Raw genomic sequence first — 23,816 nt, 5'->3', positions numbered from 1 at the left:
CGCACCACGCTTGGAATCATCAGGTGTAATACCTCGGTGCTCCGTTCGTCCCTCCCGCGCCGCTCCGTGCTGCGCGCCTCCGCCGTCGCCGCGTCCGCCGGCCTGCTCGCCGTCGGCATCGTCGCCGCGGTGACGACCGCCCCGACCGCGCCCCGGAGCAGCGCCGCGTCCGCTCCGGCCGCCGCGCCCGCGATCGCGGCAGCAGCCGGCGAGGCCAAGCCGAACGTCCTGGTCGTGATGCTCGACGACATGCGCTCCGACGAGATGCGCTTCGCGCCGAACGCCCGCAAGTACGTCCGCTCCCGCGGGCTGGACTTCCGCAACTCCTTCTCGCCGTACCCGCTGTGCTGCCCGGCGCGGGCGAGCTTCCTGCTCGGCAAGTACGCCCACAACCACCGGGTGCTCTACCACGAGGCGCCGTACGGGTTCGGGGCCCTGGACGACCACCTCACCGTCGCCGGCCGGATGCAGGCCGCCGGCTACCAGACCGCGCTGGTCGGCAAGTACCTCAACAAGTACGGCGACCAGAAGTCCCGCGTCACCGGACGCGCCTCGCAGCACTACGTCCCCGCCGGCTGGACCGACTGGATGGTCGGCCTGGAGACACGCTGGCCGAAGGGCTCCGGCCTGCACGGCAACACCTACAACTACTTCGACTTCACCCAGAACATCAACGGCAAGACCGTGATGCACCCGGGCAAGTACTCCTCGAACGTCATCGGCACCGAGGTCCGCGGCCTCATCACCAAGTACCACCGCAGCAGCAAGCCGTTCTTCCTCTGGGTCACCCCGGTCGCCCCGCACCACGGCGGCCCGCGGGAGAGCGACGACCCGGCGCCGTACCGGGAGGCCAGCGGCCGGGTGCAGAAGTTCGTCACCCCGGCCCGGCCCGGCTGGGTGAAGGGCCGCTTCGACAAGCAGGTCACGCACGCGTTCGGCCAGCCGGTCCACGGGCCCGCCGAGGCCGACGTCCGCGACAAGCCGCGGAACATCTCCCGGCTCGCCGAGACCACGCCGACCGAGAAGCGCCGGCTGCGCGACACCGAGCGGCAGCGCGCGGAGTCCATCTACGCCTGGGACGTCGAGTTCGGCAAGATCGTGCAGCGCCTCAAGGACACCGGCGAGTACGCGAACACGGTCATCATGTTCACCTCCGACAACGGGTACTACCTCGGCGAGCACCGCCAGCGCCTCGGCAAGATCAAGGCCCACGAGCCGGTCCTGCACGTGCCGCTCGCCGTCGCCGGCCCGGGCATCGGCGCCGGAGCGCGCTACACCCCGGTGACGACCTTCGACCTGACCGCGACGATCCTCGACCTCGGCGGCGCCCAGCCGCTGCCGGCGATGGACGGCGCCTCGCAGGCCGGCGTGCTCCGCGGACCGGACCGCGACTGGGACACGGCCGTCGTCACCGAGGGCCTGCTGCCCGACCTGAGGCGCAAGTCCGGCACCGGCGTCCCGGCCGGCTTCACCACCTCGGGCCTGCGCACCGGCCGCTACAAGCTGATCCGGTACTCCACCGGCGAGGCCGAGCTCTACGACCTCTTCCGCGACCCCAACGAGCTCACCAGCGTCTGGAAGGACCCGGCGTACGCGGGCGTCCGCGCACAGCTGACCGCACTCTGGGCGAAGTACCGCTCCTGCGCGGGCGCGGCCTGCCGGGCCGAGCTCCCGAAGGACCTGCGGACGACGCCGTCCGAGCTCGCCCAGCAGTGGAGCACCGCGGAACGGGCGAAGGCGCGCTACTACGGTCGGTAGGTTGTCCGCATGAGCGACGTGCTGGTCACCGAGAACCCCGAGAAGTCCCGCTACGAGGCCCACCTCGGAGGTGAGCTGGCCGGGATCGCGATGTACGAGCTGCGCGGGCACTCGATCGTCTTCGTCCACACCGAGGTGCTGCCCGCGTTCGAGGGCCACGGCATCGCCGGCGCGCTGGTGCGGACCTCGCTCGACGAGATCCGCGCCGAGGGCGAGCGCGACGTCGTCGCGCAGTGCCCGTTCTACAAGAGCTGGATCGAGAAGCACCCCGACTACCAGGACCTGCTGCACGGTCGCTCGGCGCTCGACGAGCCGGCGGACGACGCCTGATGGGGTGGACCGCCCGCGACCTGCCCGACCTGACCGGCACCGTCGCGGTCGTCACCGGCGCGAACTCCGGGATCGGGTTCCACACCGCGCGGGAGCTGGCCCGGCACGGCGCCGAGGTCGTGCTCGCCTGCCGGGACACCACCGCCGCCGCGAAGGCCGCCGCGAAGATGACCGCGACGACGTCGGGCCCGGTCCGGGTCGAGGCGCTCGACCTGGCCTCGCTCGCCTCGGTCCGCGACTTCGCGCAGCGCTGGGACGGCCCGCTCGACCTGCTGGTCAACAACGCCGGCGTGATGCGGCCGCCGCACCACCGGGAGACCGAGGACGGCTTCGAGCTCATGCTCGGGACCAACCACCTCGGCCACTTCGCCCTCACCGGCCTGCTGCTGCCGGCCCTGCTGAGCACCGCCGCGCCCCGGGTGGTCACCGTCGCCTCGGTCGCGCACCTCGGCAGCGACGGCCGCGTCCTCGAGGGAAATCCGGTCGAGGGCTACTCGCCGGAGATGGGCTACTGCCGCTCCAAGCTCGCCAACGTGCTCTTCGCCCGGGAGCTGCAGAAGCGGGCCGCCGCGGCCGGCAGCCCGCTGACCTCGACGGCGGCGCACCCCGGCGTCGCGGCCACCGGCCTGGTCCCGGACCCGAACGGGATGGGCGCCAACCCGCTGGTCCGCGCGGTCACGCCGGCCCTGATGCGAGTCATCTTCCAGTCTGCGGCGGCCGGCGCGAACCCCACCCTGTACGCCGCCACCTTCGCCGAGCCGGGCTCCTACACCGGGCCGCAGCGGCTCGGTGAGAGCCGCGGCCCGATCGGCCCCGCCAAGCTCAACAAGCACGCCCTCGACGAGGATCTGGCCGCGAAGCTGTGGACCCAGAGCGAGGAGAAGACGGGAGTGGCGTTCGCGCCCCTGGTCTGACCCGGTGCCACGAACGCCACCCGCCTCGGAGGTGGAGGCAGGCGCCGCCGTGCCTGCCTCCAACCCCGCCCCCCTACTTCCGGACCCTCACTTCCGGACCGTTCCGGCCTTCCGGATCAGGACCACCTTCGGGACGTAGCCGCTCCGGACGTACGTCACCTTCACGCTCATCCGCTTGCGGGCGTCCGCCTTGCGCAGCTTGTACGTCGCCTTCGTCGCCCCCCGGATCGCCTTCCCGCTGCGCAACCACTGGTAGCGGACCGACGCCGCCGGCCGTGCCGTCGGCGGCACCGCGGTCAGCGTCTTGCCGACCTTGGTCCGGCCGCTGATCCGCGGCGTCCCGCTCAGGACGAGCGTCCCGGCGCTGACGGTGGCGGAGGCGGTGCTGGTGGCCGACGTCGAGGTGAAGCCGGGCATCGAGCCGGTCACCCGGAGCGAGATCGACTTGCCGACGTCCGCGCCTGCGACGGTGTAGCTGGCGCCGGTCGCACCCGGGATCGCCGCGCCGTTGCGCAGCCACTGCCGGCTCAGGGTCGCGTTCACCGGGTTCCACGAGCCCGAGCTGGTCGCGGTCATCGTCGCGCCGAGCCGGGCGGACCCGGCGACGGTCGGCGCCGCCAGGTTCTGCACCGCGGTGGCGCCCGAGGTGGACGAGAGCTCGAAGGCACCCATGTCGGCGCCGTCGCCGCCGGCGGCGTTGGCGACACCGGCCAGGTCGACCGGACGGAACCGGCCGCGCTGGTCCTGGGCCAGGCCGAAGGACCTGCCGTGGTCCAGCACCGGGCTGCCGTTCAGCGGCCGCCGGGTCTGGGTCGGGCCGCCGTTGTCGCCGAGGGCCGCCAGCTGCGGGTCCTGACCGAGCAGGTCCGACCCCGGCGTAGGCGCGGTGAACGCGCCCGCCGGGGGCGCCGTCTGCACCAGCGAGTAGTCGAGGTGGACCGGGCCGTCGCCGGGCAGGGTCCGCAGCGTCAGGTCGCGCTCGGAGGCATCTCCGGTCGAGGTGTTGCCCGCGAGGATCGAGCTGCGCACCGTGGCTCCCGGGCCGGTGGAGAGGACGCCGCCGCCGTGGTTGGCGGTGTTGCCGGTGACCGTCGCGCCCGTCATCGTCGTCGTACCGCCGTTGAAGCGGATGCCGCCGCCCTCGTTGCCGGCACTGTTGTCGACCACCGTCACGTTGCTGACGGAGACGGCGCCGGTGCCGATGTCGATGCCGCCGGCGTTCACCGCGGCGGTGTTGCCGGAGATCAACGAGTTCCGGATCGAGCTGCTCCCGGCCGCCAGGTCGTCGAGCATGATGCCGCCGCCGTTGCCGGTGATCCCGGTGGCGCCGGACGCGGTGTTCCCGGAGATTCTCGAGGAGTCGACCGAGGCGGTCGCGCCGGTCGCGGCCCGGACGCCGCCGGCCTGGGCCGCGGTGTTCCCGGAGACGGCCGTGCGCAGCAGGCTCAGGCTGCCGGCACTGACCCGGATCCCGCCGCCGGTCAGAGCCGCGGTGTTGCCGCTGATCGTGGAGTCGGTGATCGACACGTTGCTGGTGAAGCCGCGGATCGCGCCGCCGTCGAACCCGGCGGTGTTGCCGCTGAACGTCGAGTTCGTGATCGTCACCGCGAGCCGGCGGACGAGCACGCCGCCGCCGGCGCCACCGGTGCTGCCGGAGACGACCACGTCGGACAGGGTCAGGGCGCCGGCGCCCGCGCTGGTGGCGAGGATCGCACCGCCCTCGTCGAGGTCACCCGGGTTGACCGGAGCGGGGTCGGGCGGTGCCATCCCGTTGGCCAGGGTGAGGCCCGAGAGGGTCACCGCCGAGGCCCCCGGGGTGTCGGCGTGGATGTCGAAGACGCGGCTCAGGCCGCCGGCGTTCACGGTGAGCTGCCCGGACCCCGGGCCGGCGATGGTGACGCCCTCGCTCACGACCAGCTCCCCGGTGGTGAGCGTGATCGTCCCGGTCAGACCGGCCTGGAAAGTGATCACGTCCGGACCCGAGGACGCGTTCGCCGCGTCGATCATGGCCCGGAGGCTGCCGACGCCGGCGTCGTCCAGGTTCTGCACGACGAAGGAGGCTGCCTGCGCCGGCGCCACCGACAACCCGAGCGACGCGCCCAGCGCGGCGACCAGGACGGCGTACGGCGCGGCGCGCCACCGGTGGCCGTTGCGCTCCGGTTGCGCTGCTGCTGTCCTACTGCTCCGCATGATGGTCCCCCGACCTGGGCACGCGAGGGTGTCGCGACCCGATGCTCGCGACTTGGTGGACCCCCCGATCCCTCCGCTTCACCATGCGACCCCCACGGTCCAGCGGCAATACACCAGCAGGACGAGGTGCCTACGCCAATTGGACGAACCCCGGGTGAGGCCCGGGTGAGGCCGGCGTATCTCGGTCGCGCCGGCGACCCGCGCCGGTGAGACTGGGGCGATGAGCGACCCGCTGACCGAGTCGGTGGCCGACACCGTCGGCGACCAGGCGCAGGGGCGTTCCCTGCCGCGGGCGCTCACCCCGTTCCGCTCGGCGTCGTACCGCAAGCTCGCCCTCGCCCTGGTGCTCAGCACGTTCGCCGGCGGGGTCTGGCTGGTGGCGCTGGTCTGGGAGGTGATCCGGACCGGCGGCGGCCCGGCCCAGCTGTCCCTGGTGTCGACCTGCGCGGCGATCGGGGTGCTGCTGCCGGCGCTGCTCGGCGGGGTGGTCGCCGACCGGGTGCCGCAGAAGTCGATCCTGCTCTGCGTCGCCGCCGTCGAGCTCGCCGGGATGTCGCTGGTCGCGCTGCTCTCGCTGGCCGACCTGACCCAGGTCTGGCAGCTCGCCACCGTCTCGTTCGTCACCGGGATGGGGATGGCGTTCTACTACCCGGCGTACTCGGCCTGGCTGCCCGCGCTCGTCCCGGCCGAGGACCTGATGGCGGTCAACGGGTTCGAGGGGATGGTGCGTCCGACGATCGGGCAGGCGATCGGTCCCGCCGTCGCCGGTGCCGTGGTCGGCACCGCCTCACCCGGCGCCGCGTTCACCGTCGCCGCCGCGTCCTCGGCGGCCGGGCTGATCGCCCTCGCGGCGGTGCCCCGCACGCCCGTACGCCGCGACCTCGACGCCGTCTCCGCCGGTCACCCGGTCGCCTCGGCGCTGACGGACATGGCCGAGGGGTTCCGGTACATGGTCCGCACGCCGTGGCTGCTCGCGACGCTGCTGTTCGCCTCGCTGATGATCCTGGCGATGATGGGCCCGTTCGAGGTGCTGATCCCGTTCCTGGTCAAGGACGAGCTCGGCGGCGGGCCGCGGGACCACGCGATGGTGCTGGCCGCGTTCGGCATCGGCGGCGCGGTCGGCTCGCTGGTGATGGCGTCGCGCCCGATGCCCCGGCGCTACCTGACCCTGATGAACCTGATGTGGGGCGTCGGCTGCCTGCCGTTCGTGGCGATGGGGCTGACCTCGCACCTCTGGGTCGTCGTGGTGAGCGCCTTCCTGCTGGGCGGGCTCTTCTCGGCGCCGATGGTCATCTGGGGCACGCTGCTGCAGCGCCGGGTCCCGCCCGCCCTGCTCGGCCGGGTGGCGTCCCTGGACTTCTTCGTCTCGGTCAGCCTGATGCCGGTCTCGATGGCGCTCGCCGGGCCGGTCGCCGACCTGATCGGGCTGACCGCCACGTTCCTGATCGCGGGCATCGCACCGGGGATCTTCGCCGTCGTGGCGATCCTGGTCTGGAAGCTGCCCCAGGACGAGCTCGAGAACCCGCTCACCTGACGGCGGCGGGTCCGGGACCGGCGGCTACACCCGGCCGGGGCCGGTCAGCCGGATGATCCCCAGGACGATGAGCAGGACACCGATCGCGAGTCCAACGGCCATGTGCTTCCCCCTTGACCGACCACGGCGCCGTCGCCGTGGCTGTCACCCCACTCTGCTCCTCGCCACCCACCCGCGCCAACACCACATCGGCGGGTCGTGGACGGTGCACGACGGGTCTAGGCAGGACCTTGGTCCCGGGCTAGGGTGCGCTCCCGCAGCGTCGCGACCCCCGGCCCGGCGAGGTCCTCGGTGGCGGCGACCCGTCCGGTCATCGCCATCAGCAGCGACATCATCGGGCCGGCGACCTCCGGCCCGTCGCCGTGCGACCAGGAGGCGTCGGTGGCCTGGAGCCGCAGGCCGGCGATCCGGTCCTTGCTGCCGATCAGCAGGTTCGAGCCCCGGTAGAAGTCGGCCGCCGCCCGGACCGCCGCCGGGTCGTAGGCGTGCGCGATGCCGAGCGGGCGGCGTACGTCCTCGGCGTGCACCAGCGCCTCGCCGAGCCAGGAGAGCTTCGGTCCGGGCGGCGCGGAGGTGGAGTGCTGCACGGCACGGAAGTTCGCCAGGGTGGCCCGGTTGCCGGGGCCGAGGTGCTTGTCGATCTGGTTGTTGGCGAACGTGTTGAAGCTGAAGCCCGCCCGGGCCAGGTTGCCGACGAAGGTCAGCGGGGTCAGCGAGGCGGTCGCGGTCATGTGGCCGACGACGCGGCGTACCGACCACGCCGAGCAGAGCGAGGTCGTCTGCCACTGCTCGTCGGTGAGCGAGGCGAGGTCCTCGGCGAGAGCACCACGCTCGGCGGCGACGACGGCCCAGACGTCGACCGGATCAGTCATGGGCCGAGCGTAGACCCGTTCAGACGAGCTGGTCGCGCTCCACCGCGGGCTCGACGCGAGCCGACCGGGCGAGGCTGAGCGCCCCGGCGACGATGAGCAGAACCCCGAACGCGATACCGAAGCCCATGACGTGTCCCTTCACCCGGCGGCGCGTACCCAGCGCCGTTCCGCAGAGGGGACGGCGGACCCCGCGGTTCATGACGCGGGTTCCGGGCGCCGGGACTGTTCCCGGACCAGACCAGGTCTAAACCGGGGCCCTCACGCCGGGGGCAGGTTGTCGCGCGCCCAGAGGGCGGCGCTGGTGCGGTCGGCGACGCCGATGCGGCGGAAGACGTTGCCGACGTGCACCTTCACGGTGCGCTCGGCGATGTCCAGGCGGCGGGCGATCTGCTTGTTGGCCAGGCCCTCCGCGATCAGGGCCAGGACCTCGCGCTCCCGTGCGCTCAGGTCCGCCCCGGGGGCGTCCCGCCGGCTCGGCAGCAGGGCGCCGGCGACCCGCGGGTCCAGCGGGGTGTGACCGGCGGCGGCGGACCGGATCGCCGCGAGGACGTCGTCCGGCTCGGAGTCCTTGAGGAGGTAGCCGACCGCTCCGGCGGCGAGCGCGTCGGTGACCCGGGTCCGGTCGGAGAAGGAGGTCAGCATCACCACCGCGCCGCCGAACCCCTCGTCGAGGATCAGCCGGGTCGCCTCGATCCCGTCGGTCCCCGGCATCGAGATGTCCATCAGCACCACGTCCGGTCGCAGCGCCCGGGCCTGGGTCACGGCGACGGCGCCGTCGTCGGCCTCCCCGACCACGCGGACGTCCTCGGTCGCCGAGAGCAGCCCGGCCAGCCCGGCGCGGACCAGCGGGTGGTCGTCGACCAGCAGGACGTCGATGGTCATCGCGGCCCCGGCTTCCGGACCGTGAGCCTCCAGCGGCAGCCGGCACCCGGCGCCGAGGAGACCGCGAGCTCGGCGCCAGCGTCGGAGGCGACGTCGCCGAGGACGCGGAGCCCGAAGTGGCCGTCGGCCGGCGCGGTCAGCGCGGCGGCGGGGTCGAAGCCGACGCCGTCGTCGGCGACCTCGAGAACCACGGCGTCGCCGGTCGACCCGAGCCGGAGCCACACGTTCGCCGCCGAGGAGTGCTTGCGGACGTTCTGCAGGCACTCGTGCGCGATCCGGAAGACCAGCCGGTCCCCCTCGGGGCCGAGCCCCGGGTCGTGATCGGGCAGGTCGAGGTGGACGGCGATGTCGCGCGAGCGCAGCGTCCCGGACAGGTCGCGGAGGGTCTCCAGCAGCCCGGCCGACGCCAGCGACTGCGGGTAGATGTCCACCAGCAGGGTGCGCAGCCCGCCGATGCTCCCCCGCAGCGTGCGGGCCGAGGACTGCAGCTCCCCGGTCAGGGCCTCGTCACCGAGCCGCTCCGACCGGGCGGCGGCGCCGCTGACGGCGAAGGACGTGGCGGCCAGCTCCTGCACCACCCCGTCGTGCAGCGTGCCGGCGATCCGGCGGCGCTCGTCGGAGGAGGCGTCGACGGCGCGCTGCAGCAGCGCCTCCCGCTGGCGCTGGCCCTCGCGGAGCTTGCTCAGCAGGCCCCAGAGGAGAGGCACGAGCAGCGCCGCGAAGACCAGCAGGCTGGTGATCGTGACACCGGCGAAGCCGCGCCAGAGCTGGCCGGTCCGGTCGCTGACCTCGTCGTACGGCGCGTAGGTCTCGAACAGCAGCGGGGTGCCGTCGGGGGTCCACACCGGGCGGTACGCCTCGAGCAGCTTGCCGTGGCCGCGCTCGTAGACGTTCTCCTCCTCGTCGAGGTCGGAGACGCCGGCCCGGGTGAGCGGCTTGCCGAAGACGGCGAGCTCCTCGGCGCTGAGGTCGAACTGCTGCCCGACCAGGCGCGGCTCGTCGGAGTAGACGATCTTCCCGTCCCGGTTCCAGAGCTTCACCCGGACCAGGCTGGAGGTCTGCAGGTAGTCGGCGAGCGCGTCGCTGACGGCCTTGACCGCGGCCGGGTCACCGTCGGCGACCGCGTCGGTGAGGGCCGGTTGGACCACCGCCTCGGCGAGCAGGTCGGCGGTGTTGGCGGCGTCGTTGACCGACTGCCGCTCCGCCAGGGTGTGCGCGGCGTAGATGCCGAGCAGCCCGACGCCGAGGAGGACGACGAGCGCTCCGACGCCCACCAGGCGCAGCAGCCGGGCGGTGCCGTGCTCCACCGGCGACCCGTCGGTGGTCCGGGACACGACGAGCCACGGCGCCATCCGGGGGATCTCCCGGGTGGCGCCGTCCTCGGCTCGCAGTGCCTGCGTGACGTCGGGCGGGTCGTCGGTCATCGAGTCCATTGTGGTGGAGAGCGACGGGTCCGGTCAGTCGTCCGAGCCGCCGCGGCCCGAACCGGAACCGCTGTCGTCCGAACCACTGTCCTTGCCGGAGCCGCCGCTCCCCGTTCCCCCGCTCCCAGAACCACCGTCGTCGGAGCCGTGCCCGCCACGGTCGTCACCGGTCTCGGTGCGGTCGTCGCGGGGCCGGGTGCCGCCGTTGTCATCACCCGGCTCGGTGCCGTGGCCGCCGTCGCCGCCGTTGTCGTCGCCGGCCTCGGCGCCGTCATCGGATCCGTGACCGCGGTGGTGTCCCGAGGTGGCGCCGGCGCTGGGGGTGGCGCCGGCTCCACTCGTTCCCGGCGCGTCGCCGGGCCCCTGATCGGCCGTGCCGTCATCGTCCGCACTGCCCGTCGCCCCCGAGTCGGGGGTCGCACTGGGGGTCGCGACCTGCGCCTGCTCGGGCACCCGGACCGGAACGTCACGGGTGAAGGAGTCGTTTCCGACCAGGCCGTAGGCGGCGGGTACACCGGCAACCACGAGGGCGCCGGCGGCGAGGATGATCTTCAGCATGGATGGGGTCCTTTCAGGGTTGCACCCAGCCTGCGCGCGCAGCGGTCGGGTCCGCCATCGGACCTAGGTACTAGTACCTCCCGGGCGGCACTCCCGTCAGGCGCCGACGTACGCCGCGAGGTGCTGCCCGGTGAGCGTCGTACGGGCCTTCACCAGCTCCGCCGGCGTGCCCTCGAAGACGACGGTGCCGCCGTCGTGACCGGCGCCGGGGCCGAGGTCGACGATCCAGTCGGCGTGCGCCATCACCGCCTGGTGGTGCTCGATGACGACGACCGAGCGGCCGCTGTCGACGAGCCGGTCGAGCATCGCCAGCAGGTTCTGCACGTCGGCCAGGTGCAGGCCGGTGGTCGGCTCGTCGAGGATGTAGACGTCGCCCTTCTCCGCCATCTGCGCCGCCAGCTTGAGCCGCTGGCGCTCGCCGCCGGACAACGTGGTGAGCGGCTGCCCCAGGGAGACGTAGCCGAGGCCGACGTCCTCCAGCCGGGCCAGGATCTTGTGCGCGGCCGGGGTGGCGGCGCCGTCGGAGGAGAAGAAGCCCTCCGCCTCGGTGACCGACATCGCCAGCACCTCGGCGATGTTGCGCCCGCCGAAGGTGTACTCCAGCACGGCCGCCTGGAACCGGCGACCCTCGCACTCCTCGCAGACGGACTCGACGGTCGCCATCACGCCCAGCTCGGTGAAGATCACGCCGGCGCCGTTGCAGGTCGGGCAGGCGCCCTCGGAGTTGGCGCTGAACAGCGCGGGCTTCACCCCGTTGGCCTTGGCGAAGGCCTTGCGGATCGGGTCCAGCAGGCCCGAGTACGTCGCCGGGTTGCTGCGCCGGGACCCCTTGATGGCGCCCTGGTCGATCACCACGACGCCGTCGCGCCCGGCGATCGACCCGTGGATCAGCGAGCTCTTGCCCGAGCCGGCCACGCCGGTGACCACGCAGAGCACGCCGAGCGGGATGTCGACGTCGACGTCACGCAGGTTGTTCGCGCCTGCGCCCCGGACCTCCAGGACGCCCGCGGCCGAGCGGAGCTCGTCCTTGAGCCGGGCCCGGTCGTCCAGGTGCCGGCCGGTGATCGTGCCGCTGCTGCGCAGCCCCTCGAGATCGCCCTCGAAGCAGACCGTGCCGCCGCCTGTCCCGGCACCCGGACCGAGGTCGACGATGTGGTCGGCGATCGCGATCGTCTCCGGCTTGTGCTCGACGACGAGGACGGTGTTGCCCTTGTCCCGCAGCTGGAGCAGGAGCTGGTTCATCCGCTCGATGTCGTGCGGGTGCAGGCCGATGGTCGGCTCGTCGAAGACGTAGGTGACGTCGGTGAGCGAGGACCCGAGGTGGCGGATCATCTTGGTCCGCTGCGCCTCACCGCCGGACAGCGTGCCGGCCGGTCGGTCCAGGGACAGGTAGCCGAGCCCGATCTCGGTGAAGGAGTCGAGCAGGTGCTGGAGTCCGGTGAGCAGCGGCGCCACGGACGGCTCGTCAAGGTCACGGATCCAGCCGGCCAGGTCGCTGATCTGCATCGTGCAGAGGTCCGCGATGCTCTTGCCGGCGATCTTCGAGGAGCGCGCCTCGGGCGCGAGCCGGGTGCCGTCGCACTCGGGGCACCGCTGGAAGGTGACCGCGCGCTCGACGAACGCCCGGATGTGCGGCTGCAGCGCCTCGACGTCCTTGGAGAGCATCGACTTCTGCATCTGCGGCACGAGCCCGAGGTAGGTGAGGTTGATGCCCTCGACCTTGATCTTGGTGGCCTCCTTGTAGAGGAGGTCGTCGAGCTGCTTCTTGGTGAACTTCTTGATCGGCTTGTCCGGGTCGAAGAACCCGCAGCCGCGGAAGATCCGTCCGTACCAGCCGTCCATGCTGTAGCCCGGGATGGTGATCGCGCCCTCGTTGAGCGACTTCTCCTCGTCGTACAGGACGGTGAGGTCGATGTCGCTGACGTTCCCCATGCCCTCGCAGCGCGGGCACATCCCGCCGAGGTAGACGGCCTCCTTGACGGCCTTCCGCTCGACCCGGCCGCCGGACTTCTCGGTGCTCATCACGCCGCTGGCCTTGCGGGTCGGCACGTTGAACGAGAAGGCCGTCGGCGGTCCGACGTGCGGCTGACCGAGGCGGCTGTAGAGGATCCGCAGCATCGCGTTCGCGTCGGTCGCGGTGCCGACCGTCGAGCGCGGGTTCGCGCCCATCCGCTCCTGGTCGACGATGATCGCGGTGGTCAGGCCCTCCAGCAGATCGACCTCGGGTCGCGCCAGCGTCGGCATGAAGCCCTGCACGAAGGCGCTGTAGGTCTCGTTGATCATCCGCTGGGACTCGGCGGCGATGGTGCCGAAGACCAGCGAGCTCTTGCCGGACCCGGAGACGCCGGTGAAGACGGTGAGCCGGCGCTTCGGCAGCTCGACGCTGACGTCCTTGAGGTTGTTCTCCCGGGCGCCCTGGACCCGGATCCTGTCGTGGCTGTCGGCGAGGTGCCCGCGCTGGGGGGAGGTCATGCCCAGACGAACCCGTCCGGGTCGATGAAAGTTCCCCGGTCGCCGCGCAGCGTGATCCGGTGCGAGCCGGATCCGGCCGGGTCGATGCCGGCGTCCTTGGCGGCCGCCTTGCGCGGGTAGAGCGCCAGGTTCACCGGCTCGCTGACCAGCTCGGCGTACTTGCCGCCGTAGCTCTTCCGCACCGCGAACCCGCGGTCGACGTAGAACTGCTTGGTCGCCTTCACGTCCTCGACGCCGAGGAGCAGCACGAGGTGCTCGAACTCGCCGACCGCCGGGCCGCTGTTCTTCTTCGACGACGCCGCCAGCTTCCAGACGATCCCGTCCGGCCCCTGCAGCACCGCGCCGTACCCCCAGAAGCTCTTCGCCGCGGGCTTGAGCACGCTCGCGCCGGCGGCCAGCGCCGCCTCGACGAGCGCGTCGACGTCGGCGGGCTGCTTGCAGACCAGGGACAGCGTGAAGCCGCGGAAGCCCTCGCTGGGCGAGGAGGCCGGCTCGGTCGTCACCAGGTGGTCGACGCCGAGGGCCTTGTGCAGCAGGTCGGAGGCGGCCGGGTCGGGCACCTCCAGGACGAGGCTGTCGACGCTCATCACTTCACCTCGTTGATGCGGATCAGGTTGCCGAACGGGTCGCGGACCGCGCAGTCGCGGATCCCGTAGGGCTGGTCGATCGGCTCCTGGACGATGTCCACGTCGGCGGCCTGGAGCTTGTCGAAGGTCGCGTCCAGGTCCGGGGTCGCCAGGGTGAGGATCGCGTAGGTGCCCTTGGCCATCATCTCGGTGATGGTGCGGCGCTCGTCCTCGGTGACCCCGGGGTCGGCGGCCGGGGGCGTGAGCACCAGGTTCATGTCCGGCTGCCCGGTCGGACCGACGGTCAGCCAGTGCATGCCGTTGTAGCCGACGTCGTTGCGCAGGTCCATGCCGAGCTTGTCGCAGTAGAACTCGACGGCGGTGTCCCGGTCGGTGTGCGGGAGGAACGCGGAGTGAAGGTTGATGTCCATGTCGTTCACGCTAGGGGCCGCTCCGGGACCGGCGCTTCTTCGTTCCTGATCGATCTGTTCCGGATCGGCCGGGTCACCTGCTTGGACACGCAGGCCGGGATGCCCGAGGACTCGCTGCGCGATCCGGTCGCGTGCTGCTCGCGGTACACGCTCGGCGGCACGCCGACGAGCTGGGTGAAGCGGGTGCTGAAGGTGCCGAGCGAGGAGCAGCCCACCTCGAAGCAGACCTCGGTGACGCTCAGGTCCCCGCGGCGCAGCAGCGCCATCGCGCGCTCGATCCGCCGGGTCATCAGGTAGGCGTACGGCGACTCGCCGTACGCGAGCCTGAACTGGCGGCTCAGGTGGCCGGCCGACATGGTCACGCCCCGGGCGAGCGCCTCGACGTCGAGCGGCTGGGCGTACTCGCGGTCCATCCGGTCGCGGACCCGCCGCAGCAGCGCCAGGTCGCGGAGGCGCTGCTCCTCCTGCACGGTGCTCACCTGCTCGATCGTGTCATGCGGGCTCTCGCCCGGCCACCCGGTTCTGGCTAGCCTCAGGGCATGGGACAGAAGAAGAGCTGGAGCGACCTCACCCCGACCCAGCAGCGCGCGATCGTGGTCGGAGGCGCCCTCGAGGTCGTCGTCACCGTGTGGGCGCTGCGCGACCTGAAACGCCGTCCGGGTGACGCGGTCCGCGGCCCGAAGCCGCTGTGGGCGCTGGGGATGGCGGTGCAGCCTTTCGGCCCGCTCGCGTACGCCGCCTTCGGCCGCCGCTAGAAATTGTGGTCGCGATCACGAACTCGGGGCGTGACCTCCCCGGGCCGGGCTCGTTGACCTGATCAGACACACCGGTACCGCCTCTCCTCCCTCCCTGGCGGTCACCGGGAGCCCGTCCGGCAACCTCCCTCCCGCCGCGACGGGCAGTGTCATTTCCGGGGCCTTTTTCGCCAGGACCGCGGTCAGAGCCGTTCGAGCGTGATCGGCGCTCCGTCCTTCGGGAACGGCAGCGAGTGGTAGTCCATCGGCGGCTCGTAGCCGGGGTCGACGCTCCAGCGGTACCCGCGCAGCAGCCGGTGCAGGATCGCCTTGATCTCCAGGCCGGCGAAGTGCAGGCCGATGCACTTGTGCACGCCGCCGCCGAACGGCTCCCACGCGAACCGGTGCGACTTGTCCTCGCGGCGTTCGGGGGAGAACCGCTCGGGGTCGAAGGCGGTCGGATCCGTCCAGTACTCCGCCATCAGGTGGGTGAACTGGACCCCGACCGTGACGTCGGTCCCGGCGGGGATGCGCACACCCTGGACCACGGTGTCCTTGACGGTGCGGCGGACCAGCACCGGAACGGGTGCGCGCAGCCGGAGCGCCTCGCGCAGGACGAGGTCGAGGGAGACCAGCGTGTCGAGCTCCGCCGCGCCGGGCGCCGGCCCGAGTGCGAGCGCCTCGGCCCGGCAGCGCTGCTGCCAGTCCGGGTGCTGGCCGAGGTACTGCAGGATCGTCGTGGTGGTGATGGTCGAGGTGTCGTGGGCCGCCATCATCAGGAAGATCATGTGGTTGACGACGTCCTCGTCGCTGAACCGGTCACCGTCCTCGGTCTCGAGGTGGCAGAGCACGGAGAAGATGTCGTCGGTGCGGGTGGCGCGCTTGGCCGGCAGGTAGTGGCGCAGGAACTCCTCGAGCACCGTGCGGCCGCGGTAGGCGCGGCCCCAGCGGGTGAAGGGCACGTCGGCGCGGACGAAGCCGGCGGCCGCCTGCACGCAGTCGACGAACGCCTTGTTGACGCGGTCCATCTCGGCGCGGCTGGTGTCCGCGGCCCCGCCCATGAAGAGGTCGGCGGCGATGTCGAGGGTGAGCTGCTTGAGCCGCCAGTACGACGGGAACTCCTCGCCGGCGGCCCAGTCGGCCGTGCCCTGCGCGATGGCCGGGTGCAGCCGCCGGGTGTAGCCCTCCAGCCGCGGGCGGGTGAACGCCTCCTGCATGATCCGCCGGTGCGCGTGGTGCTCCTCGAAGTCCAGGAGCATCAGGCCACGGGTGAAGAACGGGCCGACGAGCTGGGACCAGGCGGGCGCGTTGGCGAACGCCTTGTCCTTGTTCTGCAGCACCTCGCCGCAGGCGTCCGGGCCGAGGAACATCACGTAGTTCCGGCCGAGCGCGTTGAAGGGCGCGACCGCGCCGTAGTGCTCCCACTGGTGCCGGTAGAGCGCGACCGGGTCCTTGGCGTAGTCGAGCAGCCGGCCGACCCAGGGCAGTCCGCGGTCCTCGCGACGCAGCGGCGGAACCGGGCGCGGGGGAGCCTCCGTGGTCATAGGCCCAGCGTTATTCAGGAAGGATGTCCTGTCAACCTTCTGGCGCCCGGGGTTGTGGGAGGCTGACCGGCATGGCCGTGCAGTCAGGGGTGTACCGGGGCGTGAGCGCCGCGGACCGGGTCGCCGAACGCCGGACCCGCCTCCTCGAAGCCGCGCTCGCCGTCTGGGCCGACCCGGACAGCAGGACGACGATGACCGCGATCTGCACCCGCGCCGGGCTCAGCGAGCGCTACTTCTACGAGAGCTTCGCGGGTCTGGACGCCCTGCTCGCCGCCCTGATGGACCAGATCGCCGTCGAGATCGAGCAGAACAGCCTCGCCGCCGCCGAGAGCGCGGGCGAGGACCCCGTCGCCCGGGTGCACGCCTCGGTCCGGGCGTTCGTGCAGCTGCTGCTCGACGACCCCCGCAAGGGCCGGGTCGCGATCATCGAGTCCGTCTCGGTGCCCGAGCTGCGCAAGCGCCGTACCGAGCTGCTCCGGCACCTGGCGCACCGCTCCGCGATCGAGGCGAGCGCGGCCCTCGGGCTGCCCAAGCGCAGCGAGCACGAGGACGAGACGGCCGGCCTGCTCTTCATCGGCGGCATGGCCGAGCTCGTCACCGCCTGGCTGGACGGCAGCCTCGAGGCCACCCCCGACGAGATCGTCGAGGCCGCCTCCCGCGCCTTCCTCGGGCTCTACGGCTGACGCACCACGTTCGCCAGTGGCTCGCCGCGCGCGTACCGCTCCAGCTGCTCACGCACCAACCGCTCGGCACGCGGCCGGAAGGCGCTGCTGGGACCGCCCACGTGCGGGGTGATCAGCGTGTTCGGCGCGCTCCAGAGCGGGTGCCCGGCCGGCAGCGGCTCGGGATCGACGACGTCGAGGGCGGCGTGCAGCCGGCCGGTCGTCAGCTCGGCGAGCAGCGCGTCGGTGTCGACGATCGCACCGCGGGCGACGTTGACCAGCAGCGCCCCGTCCCGCATCCGCACCAGGAACCCCGCGTCGACCAGGCCGCGGGTCTCCTCGGTGAGCGGCGCCGTCACCACGACCACGTCGACCGCCGGCAGCAGGGCGGGCAGGTCGGTGAACGCGTGCACCCGCCCGTTCTCGGCGGCCCGCGCCGTCCGGGCGACCCGGACGACGTCGACCTCGAAGGGGAGGAGCCGCTGCTCCAGCGCCTCGCCGATGCTGCCGTACCCGAGCACCAGCACCCGCTTGTCCGCCAGCGAGGGCCGGAACCCCTGCGTCCACCGGCCCTCGTCCTGCGCCCGTACGAACCCGGGGACGTCGCGCAGCGAGGCCAGCACTAGCGTCATCGCCAGCTCGGCCGTGGACGCGCTGTGGATCCCGCGCCCGTTGCAGAGCGTCACCCCGGCGGGGACCGCGTGCGCGAGGTGCTCGTAGCCGGCGGTCAGCAGCTGCACGACCCGCAGCCGCGGCATCCGCGCCAGCACCCCGAGGTCGTCACGCATGATCTGGTACGGCATCACGTAGAAGCTGATCCGCTCCAGGTCGGCCGGGGACGGCCCGGCACGGTCGCCGACCAGGTACTCGACCCCGTCGGGCAGACCGCGGACGTCGAACGGCAACCAGGCGACCTCGGACACGGGGCCAGTCTCGCAGAGTTAAGGATCATAGTATGATCCTTAACTCTGGCGGAGGGAGGTAGCCGTGGCTCACTGGGAACGCGTCGTCGTGCCTCCCGACTTCGCCGGGATCACCCGTGCCGAGCGCCAGGGCGGGTCGTACCTCCGTTACCACCCGGATCGACTCGCCGACGTCGCCAACGACCTGGAAGCCGAGGTGCTCGAGCACGCGGCCGAGGTCTCGACGGCGCTGGCCCGGCTGGGTGGACGGCTGCGCGCCGACCCGCTCCCGATCCTGTACTCGACGCTGATCCGCTCCGAGTCGATCTCGTCGTCCTGGATCGAGGGGATCCGCGAGACACCGCGCGCCGTCGCGATCGCCCAGATCGACCACGACACCGCGAGTCACGCGGCCGGGCAGATCGTGCGGAACGTCACCGCGATGCGCGAGGCGATCGACCTGCTCGGCTCGGGCGCCTGGGCGCACGAGCACGTCACCCGGATCCACCAGGACCTGCTGCCCTGGCACCGGCCCGGATACCGCTCCGGCCAGGTGTGGGTCGGCGGCAGCCACCAGCTCAACGCCGAGTACGCCGCCCCGCCCGCCGACACCGTGCCGGCGTACCTGGACGACCTGATCGCGTACGCGAACCGTAGCGGCGATCTCCCCGTCGTCCAGGCCGCGGTGATCCACGCCCAGTTCGAGACCATCCACCCGTTCGACGACGGCAACGGCCGCGTCGGCCGGGCGCTGGTGCACGGCGTGCTGGCCCGGTCCGGGCTGGTCGACGGCGGGGTGGTGCCGCTCTCGACCGCGCTGCGCAACGACGAGCGCGGGTACGTCGACGCGCTCACGGCCTACCGGTACGACGGCGCCGACCGGAAGCCAGCGCTGAGCCGGTACGTCGCGCACTTCCTCGCCGCGCTGGAGATCGCGACCAGCACCGCGGAGCGGTTCGTCGACGCGGCGACCGCGGTCCACACGAAGTGGCGTGCCGCGGTCGCCGGCGTCCGCACCGACTCCTCGCTGCACCGGGCCGTCGACCTGGTGGTCGAGAACCCGGTGATCTCGGCGCGGTTCCTGGCCGACGAGCTGGCGGTGTCGGCGGTGTCCGCGCAGACGCTGGTCAAACAGCTGGTGGCTGCTGGGATCGTGAAGCCCGCCACCGGTCAGTACCGCCGCTCGGCCGTCTACCAGGCCGACGACATCCTCGCGCTGCTCGCGTTCGGCTCCGAGGCCGGCGCCCGGTCGCCCGCCCCGTTGCTCGGACGCGCACCGGCGGTGAGGTCGACGCTCGTGCACCGCTGCGGCGCGCCGACCACGCAGGGCAAGTGTCGCAACCGGGTGCCCGAGCCGGGCCTGCGCTGCTGGCGGCACCCGGGGTAGCCGGGCACCACGGAGGCCGGACGGTCGTCCCGTCCGGCCCTCGTCTCGACGTCGCGGTCAGTTCCCGTTGTTCGGGATCAGCACCCAGGCGTCCTGCGACCACGGGGCGTCGCAGGCGTTCTGGCCGACCTTTCCACGCATGATCCGCGAACCGGTGCCTTCGACCGTCTCCAGCCCACCCAGCACCAGCCGGTCGCCCGGGCTGCACGCGGATCCCCCCGTGGTGGTCAGGACGAGATCGCCTCCGGTCAGCGACCACGAGCCACGGTCGACCGGATCGCCGGTGCTGTCCGCGACGCTGTAGGACCCGTTGTCGGTGAGCTCGAGGACGAAGCCTCCGCCCTCAGGCTGGCCCTCGGCGACCCAGTCGCCGGGCAGAGCGCCGGCCTTCGCGGGCTGCCAGTCCCCGCCCGGCTCGTCGGAGTACCGCACGTCGATGAACTGGCCGCTGTTCGCCGGCAGGATCTGCTCGAGGGCGCCCCAGTCCACGGAGACCGGCGCCGGCATGTCGGCCAGGTCGGCCATCCCCTGGTTCGGCGCGCAGCGGCCCGTCCCCGGTTCGGTCAGGACGGTCCGCAGCACGCCCGGCTCGGCGAGCGACGCGCGCAGCGCGATCGTCTGACCGGCGCACCCGCCCCGTCCGGCACTCACGTCGATCGTGATCAGGTCACCGTCGACCTGGTACCTGCCGACACCGGCCGGGTCGGCGTACAACGTGCCGCCGTCGTCGAACCGGACGCCGCCGTTGGGGTCGAACAGCATCACCGTGCCGCCGTTGTCCACCCGCCAGAAGCCGTTCAGCACCTCCGCGGTGGGCGCGGTGCCGGTGAGGAACTGGTCGTCCAGGCTCTTCTCCGGCGTCTTCGCCGGCGGTGGTGCGGAGGTCTGGTCGTCGAGCGACCTCGCGACGGCGTACCCGACGACGGGGATCACGACGGCGGCGGCGACCGCCACTGCCAGGATGCGGCGACGGTCGCGTCGCTGCTTGTTCTCGATGCGCTCGTCGAGCTCCTCGCGAGCGTCCCTCAGGTCGTGCTCGGTCACGACGACTCCTCTGGTCACTGCCTCGATGTCCCGCGCGAGTCGCTCCTCGATAGTGCTCATCGGGTCACCTCGATCCGCTTCTGCAGGGTGGTGAGTCCGCGATGCGCGTGCGCCTTGACGGACCCTTCGCTGATCTCGAGAAGCTGGGCGGTCTCGGCCACGGAGAGCTCGAGGACGTACCGGCAGGCCAGCACCTCGCGCTGGCGCCGCGCCAACCCGCGGAGCGCCACCACGAGCGACCCGGCCGGGTCGTGCCCGACGGCAGCCTCCTCAGGGGTCTCCTGGTGCTCCCCGACGAGCATCAGCGGCCGCGGTGCCCGCTGGGTGACCTGGCGGCGTACCCAGGAGCGGCAGCGGTTGAGGACCGCGGACCGGAGGTAGGCCTCGGCCGCCTCCGGCTCGCGCAACGACTTCGCGTGGCGGTGCAGCGCGACGAAGGCGTCCTGAACGGCGTCCTCGGCGGCCTCGCGGTTGCCCAGCATGACGAACCCCAGGCGGAGGAGTGCGGCGTAGTGCCGTCGGAAGAGCACGTCGACGAGGTCGGCGCGCTCGGGCTCCATCTCCGCATCGTGCCAGTTCCCGGCACGTTGCTCACCCCGCGGGTGAAGCTCCTCCGGATAGGAATACGTCATGCCCTGGAGTCGTTCGGGCACCCGATCCGGTTGACACCGTGGCGCAGAAATGACGAAGGCCGGACGGTGATCACCGTCCGGCCTTTGCCTCAACGTGCGCGAGGGGGGATTTGAACCCCCACGCCCTTTCGGACACTGGCACCTGAAGCCAGCGCGTCTGCCGTTCCGCCACTCGCGCGTGAAGCGGGACAAAGGTTATCCCAGACCTGCTCGGCCGCCAAAACCGGGTGCACGATCCTTGGCACCCGGCCCGATACGATCACACCGACGTGTGGCACGTGTGACGGACGCGAACGGGAAGGAGGCACGTCGTGGGTGGCCTGCAGCGGTTCGAGCAGCGGCTCGAGCAGATGATCTCGGGCGCCTTCGCGCGTACCTTCCGCAGCGCGGTGCAGCCGGTGGAGATCTCGGCGGCGCTGGCGCGCGAGGTGGACAACTCCGCGCAGATCCTCAGCCGCGACCGGCGCCTGGTGCCGAACGACTTCCACGTCGAGCTCTCCGCGCCCGACCACGAGCGGCTCAGCGCCCTCGGCGGCACGCTGCGCAGCGAGCTGCTCGGCCAGCTGAAGGACCACGCCGCGGCCCAGTCGTACGTGTTCACCGGCCCGGTCGACCTCACCTTCGACGTCGCCGACGACCTGACCGTGGGCCGCTTCCGGGTCCGCAGCCAGACGCTGTCACGGGTCAGCCAGCCCGGCCCCGAAATCACCGACACCCAGGTACGACGCGCGCCGGCGTACCTGGAGGTGAACGGCGAACGGCTCCCGCTCGCCGCGCCCGGCGTGGTCGTCGGCCGCGGCAACGACGCCGACCTGCGGGTCAACGACCCCGGCGTCTCCCGCCGGCACGTCGAGGTCCGGGTCGTCTCCGACTCCGCCGGCGACCGGATCAGCGTCCACGACCTCGGCTCCACCAACGGTGTCCTGGTCAACGGCAAGCGGGTCGAGAACGCCGCCGTGGCCGACGGCGCCGAGATCCGGATCGGCAACACCACCCTGACGCTGCACCAGAGGCAGGACTGACCACGCCATGTCCGAACCCACCCTGGTGCTGATCCGGTTCGCCTACCTGGCGATCCTGTGGATCTTCGTGCTCGCCGCGATCTCGGTGATCCGCTCCGACATGTTCGGTGCCCGGGTCTCCCGCGAGGCCGGCCGCGGCCAGGAGCGCCGGGCCGCGAAGGCGGCCGCGAAGCAGCGCGCCAAGCCGGCCAAGCCGCGCCGCGGCGCGCCCACCGGGGTGGCGATCGTCGAGGGCGGCAACCGGGGCGAGGTGGTCCCGCTCTCCGCGGCCCCGCTGCTGATCGGCCGCGGCAACGACGCCGCCATCCGCCTCGACGACGACTACGTCTCCACCCGGCACGCGCGGATCGCCGCCTCCGGCGACCAGTGGTACGTCGAGGACCTCGGCTCCACCAACGGCACCTACGTCGGCTCGACCCGGATCACCCAGGCGACCGCGATCTCGCTCGGCACCCAGATCCGGATCGGGAAGACCATCCTGGAGCTGCGGAAGTGAGAGAGCACAGCAGCCGCTCATCCGCGCGAGCGAAGCGAGCATGCGGATGAGCCTCCAGCTCCGCTACGCGGCCCTGTCCGACGTGGGCCGGGTCCGCCGCGACAACCAGGACTCCGGGTACGCGGGACCCCACCTCCTGGTCATCGCCGACGGCGTGGGCGGGGCGGCCCGCGGCGACATCGCCAGCAGCGCGACCGTCGAGGCGATCTCCAAGCTCGACGTGCCGCCGGGCAACGACGCGCTCAGCGAGCTGTCCGCCACCCTGCACCTCGCCCACGACCGGCTCGCCGAGATCGTCGAGCAGCACCCCGACCTCGACGGCACCAGCACCACCGTGACCGCGGCGATCTTCGACGGCACCCACCTGCGCGTCGGGCACGTCGGCGACAGCCGCGGCTACCTGCTCCGCGACGGCGGGCTGAGCCCGATCACCACGGACCACACGCTGGTGCAGAGCCTGATCGACGAGGGCCGGATCACCGAGGCCGAGGCCCGGGTGCACCCGCACCGCAACCTCATCCTGCGCGCCGTCGACGGTGTCCACGAGCCCGAGCCGGACCTGTTCTCCGAGCAGGTGCGGGCCGGTGACCGGATCCTGTTCTGCTCCGACGGCTGCTCGGGCGTGCTGGAGAACGAGACGATGGCGAGCCTGCTCGCCGGTGACGACCTCACCGAGGTCACCCGCCGACTGGTCCGCAGCGCCTTGGACGCCGGCAGCTCGGACAACGTCACGGTGGTGGTCGCGGAGGTCGTCGAGACCGACGAGCAGCTCGACCCGGCCCCGGTCGTGGTCGGCGCGGCCGCTACGGCGCCGCACCTGCGGATCGACGACGCCACCGGGAACCTCACCGAGACCGACGTGGCCGCGCTCGGCGACGAGGAGGTCGACGACGACCTCGACCCGGAGGAGATCCGGTACGCCCCGCGCGCGCCGCGCCGGTACACCTGGCTGCGCCGGGCGGTCGTCGTCGTGATCCTCCTCGGTCTGGCGCTGCTGGGCGGCCGGGCGCTCTACAACGTCTCGCAGGACCAGTACTACGTCTCCGACGACGCGGGCGAGGTGGTCATCTTCCGCGGCGTCGACGTCGAGGTCCCCGGGATCGACACCCACCACGTGGTCGAGCGGACCGGCGTGATGCTCGACGAGCTCGAGTCGTACGACGCCAACCAGGTGCGCGACGGCATCGGGGCGGACAGCATGGCCGATGCCCGCCGGATCGTCGAGGACCTCCGCGTCGCCTGTCCGGAGCCGGCGGTCGCGCCGACCCCGACCCCGACCCCGACCCAGACACCGACGCTGACACCGACCCCCACGCCTGCGCCGACGAAGACCCCCGCGACCACCCCGGGCACCCCGGGCGCGACGCCGCCGGCCACCACTCCGGCCACCACTCCGGCCACGCCCGGCGCGACGACCACCCCCGACCCGTGCGCGGAGACGCCGTGAGCCGCCAGAGCACCC

23 protein-coding genes and 1 tRNA gene are annotated in these 23,816 nt (G+C 72.4%); 10 read left to right on the top strand and 14 right to left on the bottom strand.

The annotated features are described in order from the left end of the window. Window positions 1-36: 36 nt before the first annotated feature. Genes AB4Y76_RS00675 through AB4Y76_RS00665 form a run of 3 tightly spaced genes read left to right on the top strand, consistent with a single transcriptional unit; the run spans window position 37 to window position 3,002 of the window. Window positions 37-1,758, top strand: a complete 1,722-nt coding sequence (locus AB4Y76_RS00675) for a sulfatase-like hydrolase/transferase (RefSeq protein WP_441921428.1) — start codon at window positions 37-39, stop codon at window positions 1,756-1,758. 9 nt (window positions 1,759-1,767) lie between these two features. Further along, the gene (locus AB4Y76_RS00670; protein WP_441921426.1) at window positions 1,768-2,088 is read left to right on the top strand and encodes a GNAT family N-acetyltransferase; all 321 of its coding nucleotides are present in this window, start codon (window positions 1,768-1,770) and stop codon (window positions 2,086-2,088) included. Continuing rightward, window positions 2,088-3,002 carry an oxidoreductase gene (locus AB4Y76_RS00665; protein ID WP_441921424.1) on the top strand — a complete coding sequence of 305 codons (915 nt, stop codon included), beginning with the start codon at window positions 2,088-2,090 and terminating at the stop codon, window positions 3,000-3,002. The genes AB4Y76_RS00670 and AB4Y76_RS00665 overlap by 1 nt, the downstream gene beginning before the upstream one ends. Before the next feature lie 87 nt (window positions 3,003-3,089). On the opposite strand, the gene AB4Y76_RS00660 is transcribed toward AB4Y76_RS00665, so the two are convergent. Then, window positions 3,090-5,192 (bottom strand): choice-of-anchor Q domain-containing protein, encoded by a 2,103-nt coding sequence (locus tag AB4Y76_RS00660; RefSeq protein WP_441921422.1) that lies wholly within the window; start codon window positions 5,190-5,192, stop codon window positions 3,090-3,092. A 220-nt stretch (window positions 5,193-5,412) separates the two neighbouring features. Here AB4Y76_RS00660 and AB4Y76_RS00655 point away from each other — a divergent pair, with 220 nt between their 5' ends. Then, complete coding sequence (locus AB4Y76_RS00655) at window positions 5,413-6,726, top strand: MFS transporter (RefSeq protein WP_441921420.1); 1,314 nt, start codon at window positions 5,413-5,415, stop codon at window positions 6,724-6,726. A 218-nt stretch (window positions 6,727-6,944) separates the two neighbouring features. On the opposite strand, the gene AB4Y76_RS00650 is transcribed toward AB4Y76_RS00655, so the two are convergent. From AB4Y76_RS00650 to AB4Y76_RS00615, 8 genes are all read right to left on the bottom strand, one after another. Beyond that, window positions 6,945-7,598 (bottom strand): maleylpyruvate isomerase family mycothiol-dependent enzyme, encoded by a 654-nt coding sequence (locus tag AB4Y76_RS00650; protein WP_441921418.1) that lies wholly within the window; start codon window positions 7,596-7,598, stop codon window positions 6,945-6,947. Between the two features lie 258 nt (window positions 7,599-7,856). Beyond that, window positions 7,857-8,480: a response regulator gene (locus AB4Y76_RS00645; RefSeq protein WP_441921417.1), complete on the bottom strand. Its 624-nt coding sequence runs from the start codon at window positions 8,478-8,480 to the stop codon at window positions 7,857-7,859. Beyond that, the gene (locus AB4Y76_RS00640; protein WP_441921415.1) at window positions 8,477-9,904 is read right to left on the bottom strand and encodes a sensor histidine kinase; all 1,428 of its coding nucleotides are present in this window, start codon (window positions 9,902-9,904) and stop codon (window positions 8,477-8,479) included. The genes AB4Y76_RS00645 and AB4Y76_RS00640 overlap by 4 nt, the downstream gene beginning before the upstream one ends. 33 nt (window positions 9,905-9,937) lie before the next feature. Further along, window positions 9,938-10,462, bottom strand: coding sequence for a hypothetical protein (locus AB4Y76_RS00635; RefSeq protein WP_441921413.1), 525 nt, complete (start codon window positions 10,460-10,462; stop codon window positions 9,938-9,940). A 96-nt stretch (window positions 10,463-10,558) separates the two neighbouring features. Beyond that, on the bottom strand, window positions 10,559-12,934 hold the full coding sequence (locus AB4Y76_RS00630; protein WP_441921412.1) for an ATP-binding cassette domain-containing protein: 2,376 nt from the start codon (window positions 12,932-12,934) through the stop codon (window positions 10,559-10,561). After that, the gene (locus AB4Y76_RS00625; protein ID WP_441921410.1) at window positions 12,931-13,521 is read right to left on the bottom strand and encodes a VOC family protein; all 591 of its coding nucleotides are present in this window, start codon (window positions 13,519-13,521) and stop codon (window positions 12,931-12,933) included. The genes AB4Y76_RS00630 and AB4Y76_RS00625 overlap by 4 nt, the downstream gene beginning before the upstream one ends. Continuing rightward, window positions 13,521-13,931, bottom strand: coding sequence for a VOC family protein (locus AB4Y76_RS00620; protein WP_441921408.1), 411 nt, complete (start codon window positions 13,929-13,931; stop codon window positions 13,521-13,523). The genes AB4Y76_RS00625 and AB4Y76_RS00620 overlap by 1 nt, the downstream gene beginning before the upstream one ends. Window positions 13,932-13,936: 5 nt before the next feature. After that, complete coding sequence (locus tag AB4Y76_RS00615; protein ID WP_441921406.1) at window positions 13,937-14,410, bottom strand: helix-turn-helix transcriptional regulator; 474 nt, start codon at window positions 14,408-14,410, stop codon at window positions 13,937-13,939. A 60-nt stretch (window positions 14,411-14,470) separates the two neighbouring features. On the opposite strand from AB4Y76_RS00615, the gene AB4Y76_RS00610 reads away from it, so the two are divergent. Continuing rightward, a complete protein-coding gene (locus AB4Y76_RS00610) occupies window positions 14,471-14,686 on the top strand; it encodes a PLD nuclease N-terminal domain-containing protein (protein ID WP_441921404.1) in 216 nt (71 codons plus the stop codon). Window positions 14,687-14,868: 182 nt separating this feature from the next. Here AB4Y76_RS00610 and AB4Y76_RS00605 read toward each other — a convergent pair whose 3' ends face one another. Then, a complete protein-coding gene (locus tag AB4Y76_RS00605; RefSeq protein WP_441921402.1) occupies window positions 14,869-16,209 on the bottom strand; it encodes a cytochrome P450 in 1,341 nt (446 codons plus the stop codon). Window positions 16,210-16,280: 71 nt separating this feature from the next. Between AB4Y76_RS00605 and AB4Y76_RS00600 the strand changes: the two genes are divergently transcribed. Further along, window positions 16,281-16,892, top strand: coding sequence for a TetR/AcrR family transcriptional regulator (locus AB4Y76_RS00600; RefSeq protein WP_441921400.1), 612 nt, complete (start codon window positions 16,281-16,283; stop codon window positions 16,890-16,892). On the opposite strand, the gene AB4Y76_RS00595 is transcribed toward AB4Y76_RS00600, so the two are convergent. Then, the gene (locus AB4Y76_RS00595) at window positions 16,883-17,794 is read right to left on the bottom strand and encodes a 2-hydroxyacid dehydrogenase (RefSeq protein WP_441921398.1); all 912 of its coding nucleotides are present in this window, start codon (window positions 17,792-17,794) and stop codon (window positions 16,883-16,885) included. The two genes, AB4Y76_RS00600 and AB4Y76_RS00595, sit on opposite strands and share 10 nt — an antisense overlap. A gap of 64 nt (window positions 17,795-17,858) precedes the next feature. On the opposite strand from AB4Y76_RS00595, the gene AB4Y76_RS00590 reads away from it, so the two are divergent. Then, a complete protein-coding gene (locus AB4Y76_RS00590) occupies window positions 17,859-19,160 on the top strand; it encodes a Fic family protein (protein ID WP_441921396.1) in 1,302 nt (433 codons plus the stop codon). A 57-nt stretch (window positions 19,161-19,217) separates the two neighbouring features. Here the strand turns inward: AB4Y76_RS00590 and AB4Y76_RS00585 are convergent, their stop codons facing one another. The 3 genes from AB4Y76_RS00585 to AB4Y76_RS00575 form a co-directional block, all read right to left on the bottom strand. Next, window positions 19,218-20,264 (bottom strand): hypothetical protein, encoded by a 1,047-nt coding sequence (locus tag AB4Y76_RS00585; protein WP_441921394.1) that lies wholly within the window; start codon window positions 20,262-20,264, stop codon window positions 19,218-19,220. Next, on the bottom strand, window positions 20,261-20,764 hold the full coding sequence (locus AB4Y76_RS00580; protein ID WP_441921392.1) for an RNA polymerase sigma factor: 504 nt from the start codon (window positions 20,762-20,764) through the stop codon (window positions 20,261-20,263). The genes AB4Y76_RS00585 and AB4Y76_RS00580 overlap by 4 nt, the downstream gene beginning before the upstream one ends. A gap of 167 nt (window positions 20,765-20,931) precedes the next feature. Further along, window positions 20,932-21,014, bottom strand: a tRNA-Leu gene (locus tag AB4Y76_RS00575). 133 nt (window positions 21,015-21,147) lie between these two features. Here AB4Y76_RS00575 and AB4Y76_RS00570 point away from each other — a divergent pair. From AB4Y76_RS00570 to AB4Y76_RS00560, 3 genes are read left to right on the top strand one after another with little or no spacing between them, the layout of a single operon-like run. Beyond that, a complete protein-coding gene (locus AB4Y76_RS00570; RefSeq protein WP_441921390.1) occupies window positions 21,148-21,858 on the top strand; it encodes an FhaA domain-containing protein in 711 nt (236 codons plus the stop codon). A gap of 7 nt (window positions 21,859-21,865) precedes the next feature. Beyond that, window positions 21,866-22,354, top strand: a complete 489-nt coding sequence (locus AB4Y76_RS00565; protein ID WP_441921388.1) for an FHA domain-containing protein FhaB/FipA — start codon at window positions 21,866-21,868, stop codon at window positions 22,352-22,354. 46 nt (window positions 22,355-22,400) lie between these two features. After that, entirely contained in the window at window positions 22,401-23,801 is a 1,401-nt protein-coding gene (locus tag AB4Y76_RS00560; RefSeq protein ID WP_441921386.1) for a PP2C family protein-serine/threonine phosphatase, read from the top strand. The last annotated feature ends 15 nt before the right edge of the window (window positions 23,802-23,816 follow it).

It is taken from the genome of Marmoricola sp. RAF53 (genome assembly GCF_052114005.1).
Taxonomy (GTDB): Bacteria; Actinomycetota; Actinomycetes; order Propionibacteriales; family Nocardioidaceae; genus Marmoricola.
The sequence above is the reverse complement of the archived record's forward strand: the minus strand, read 5'-3'. Positions and strand labels throughout refer to the sequence as shown.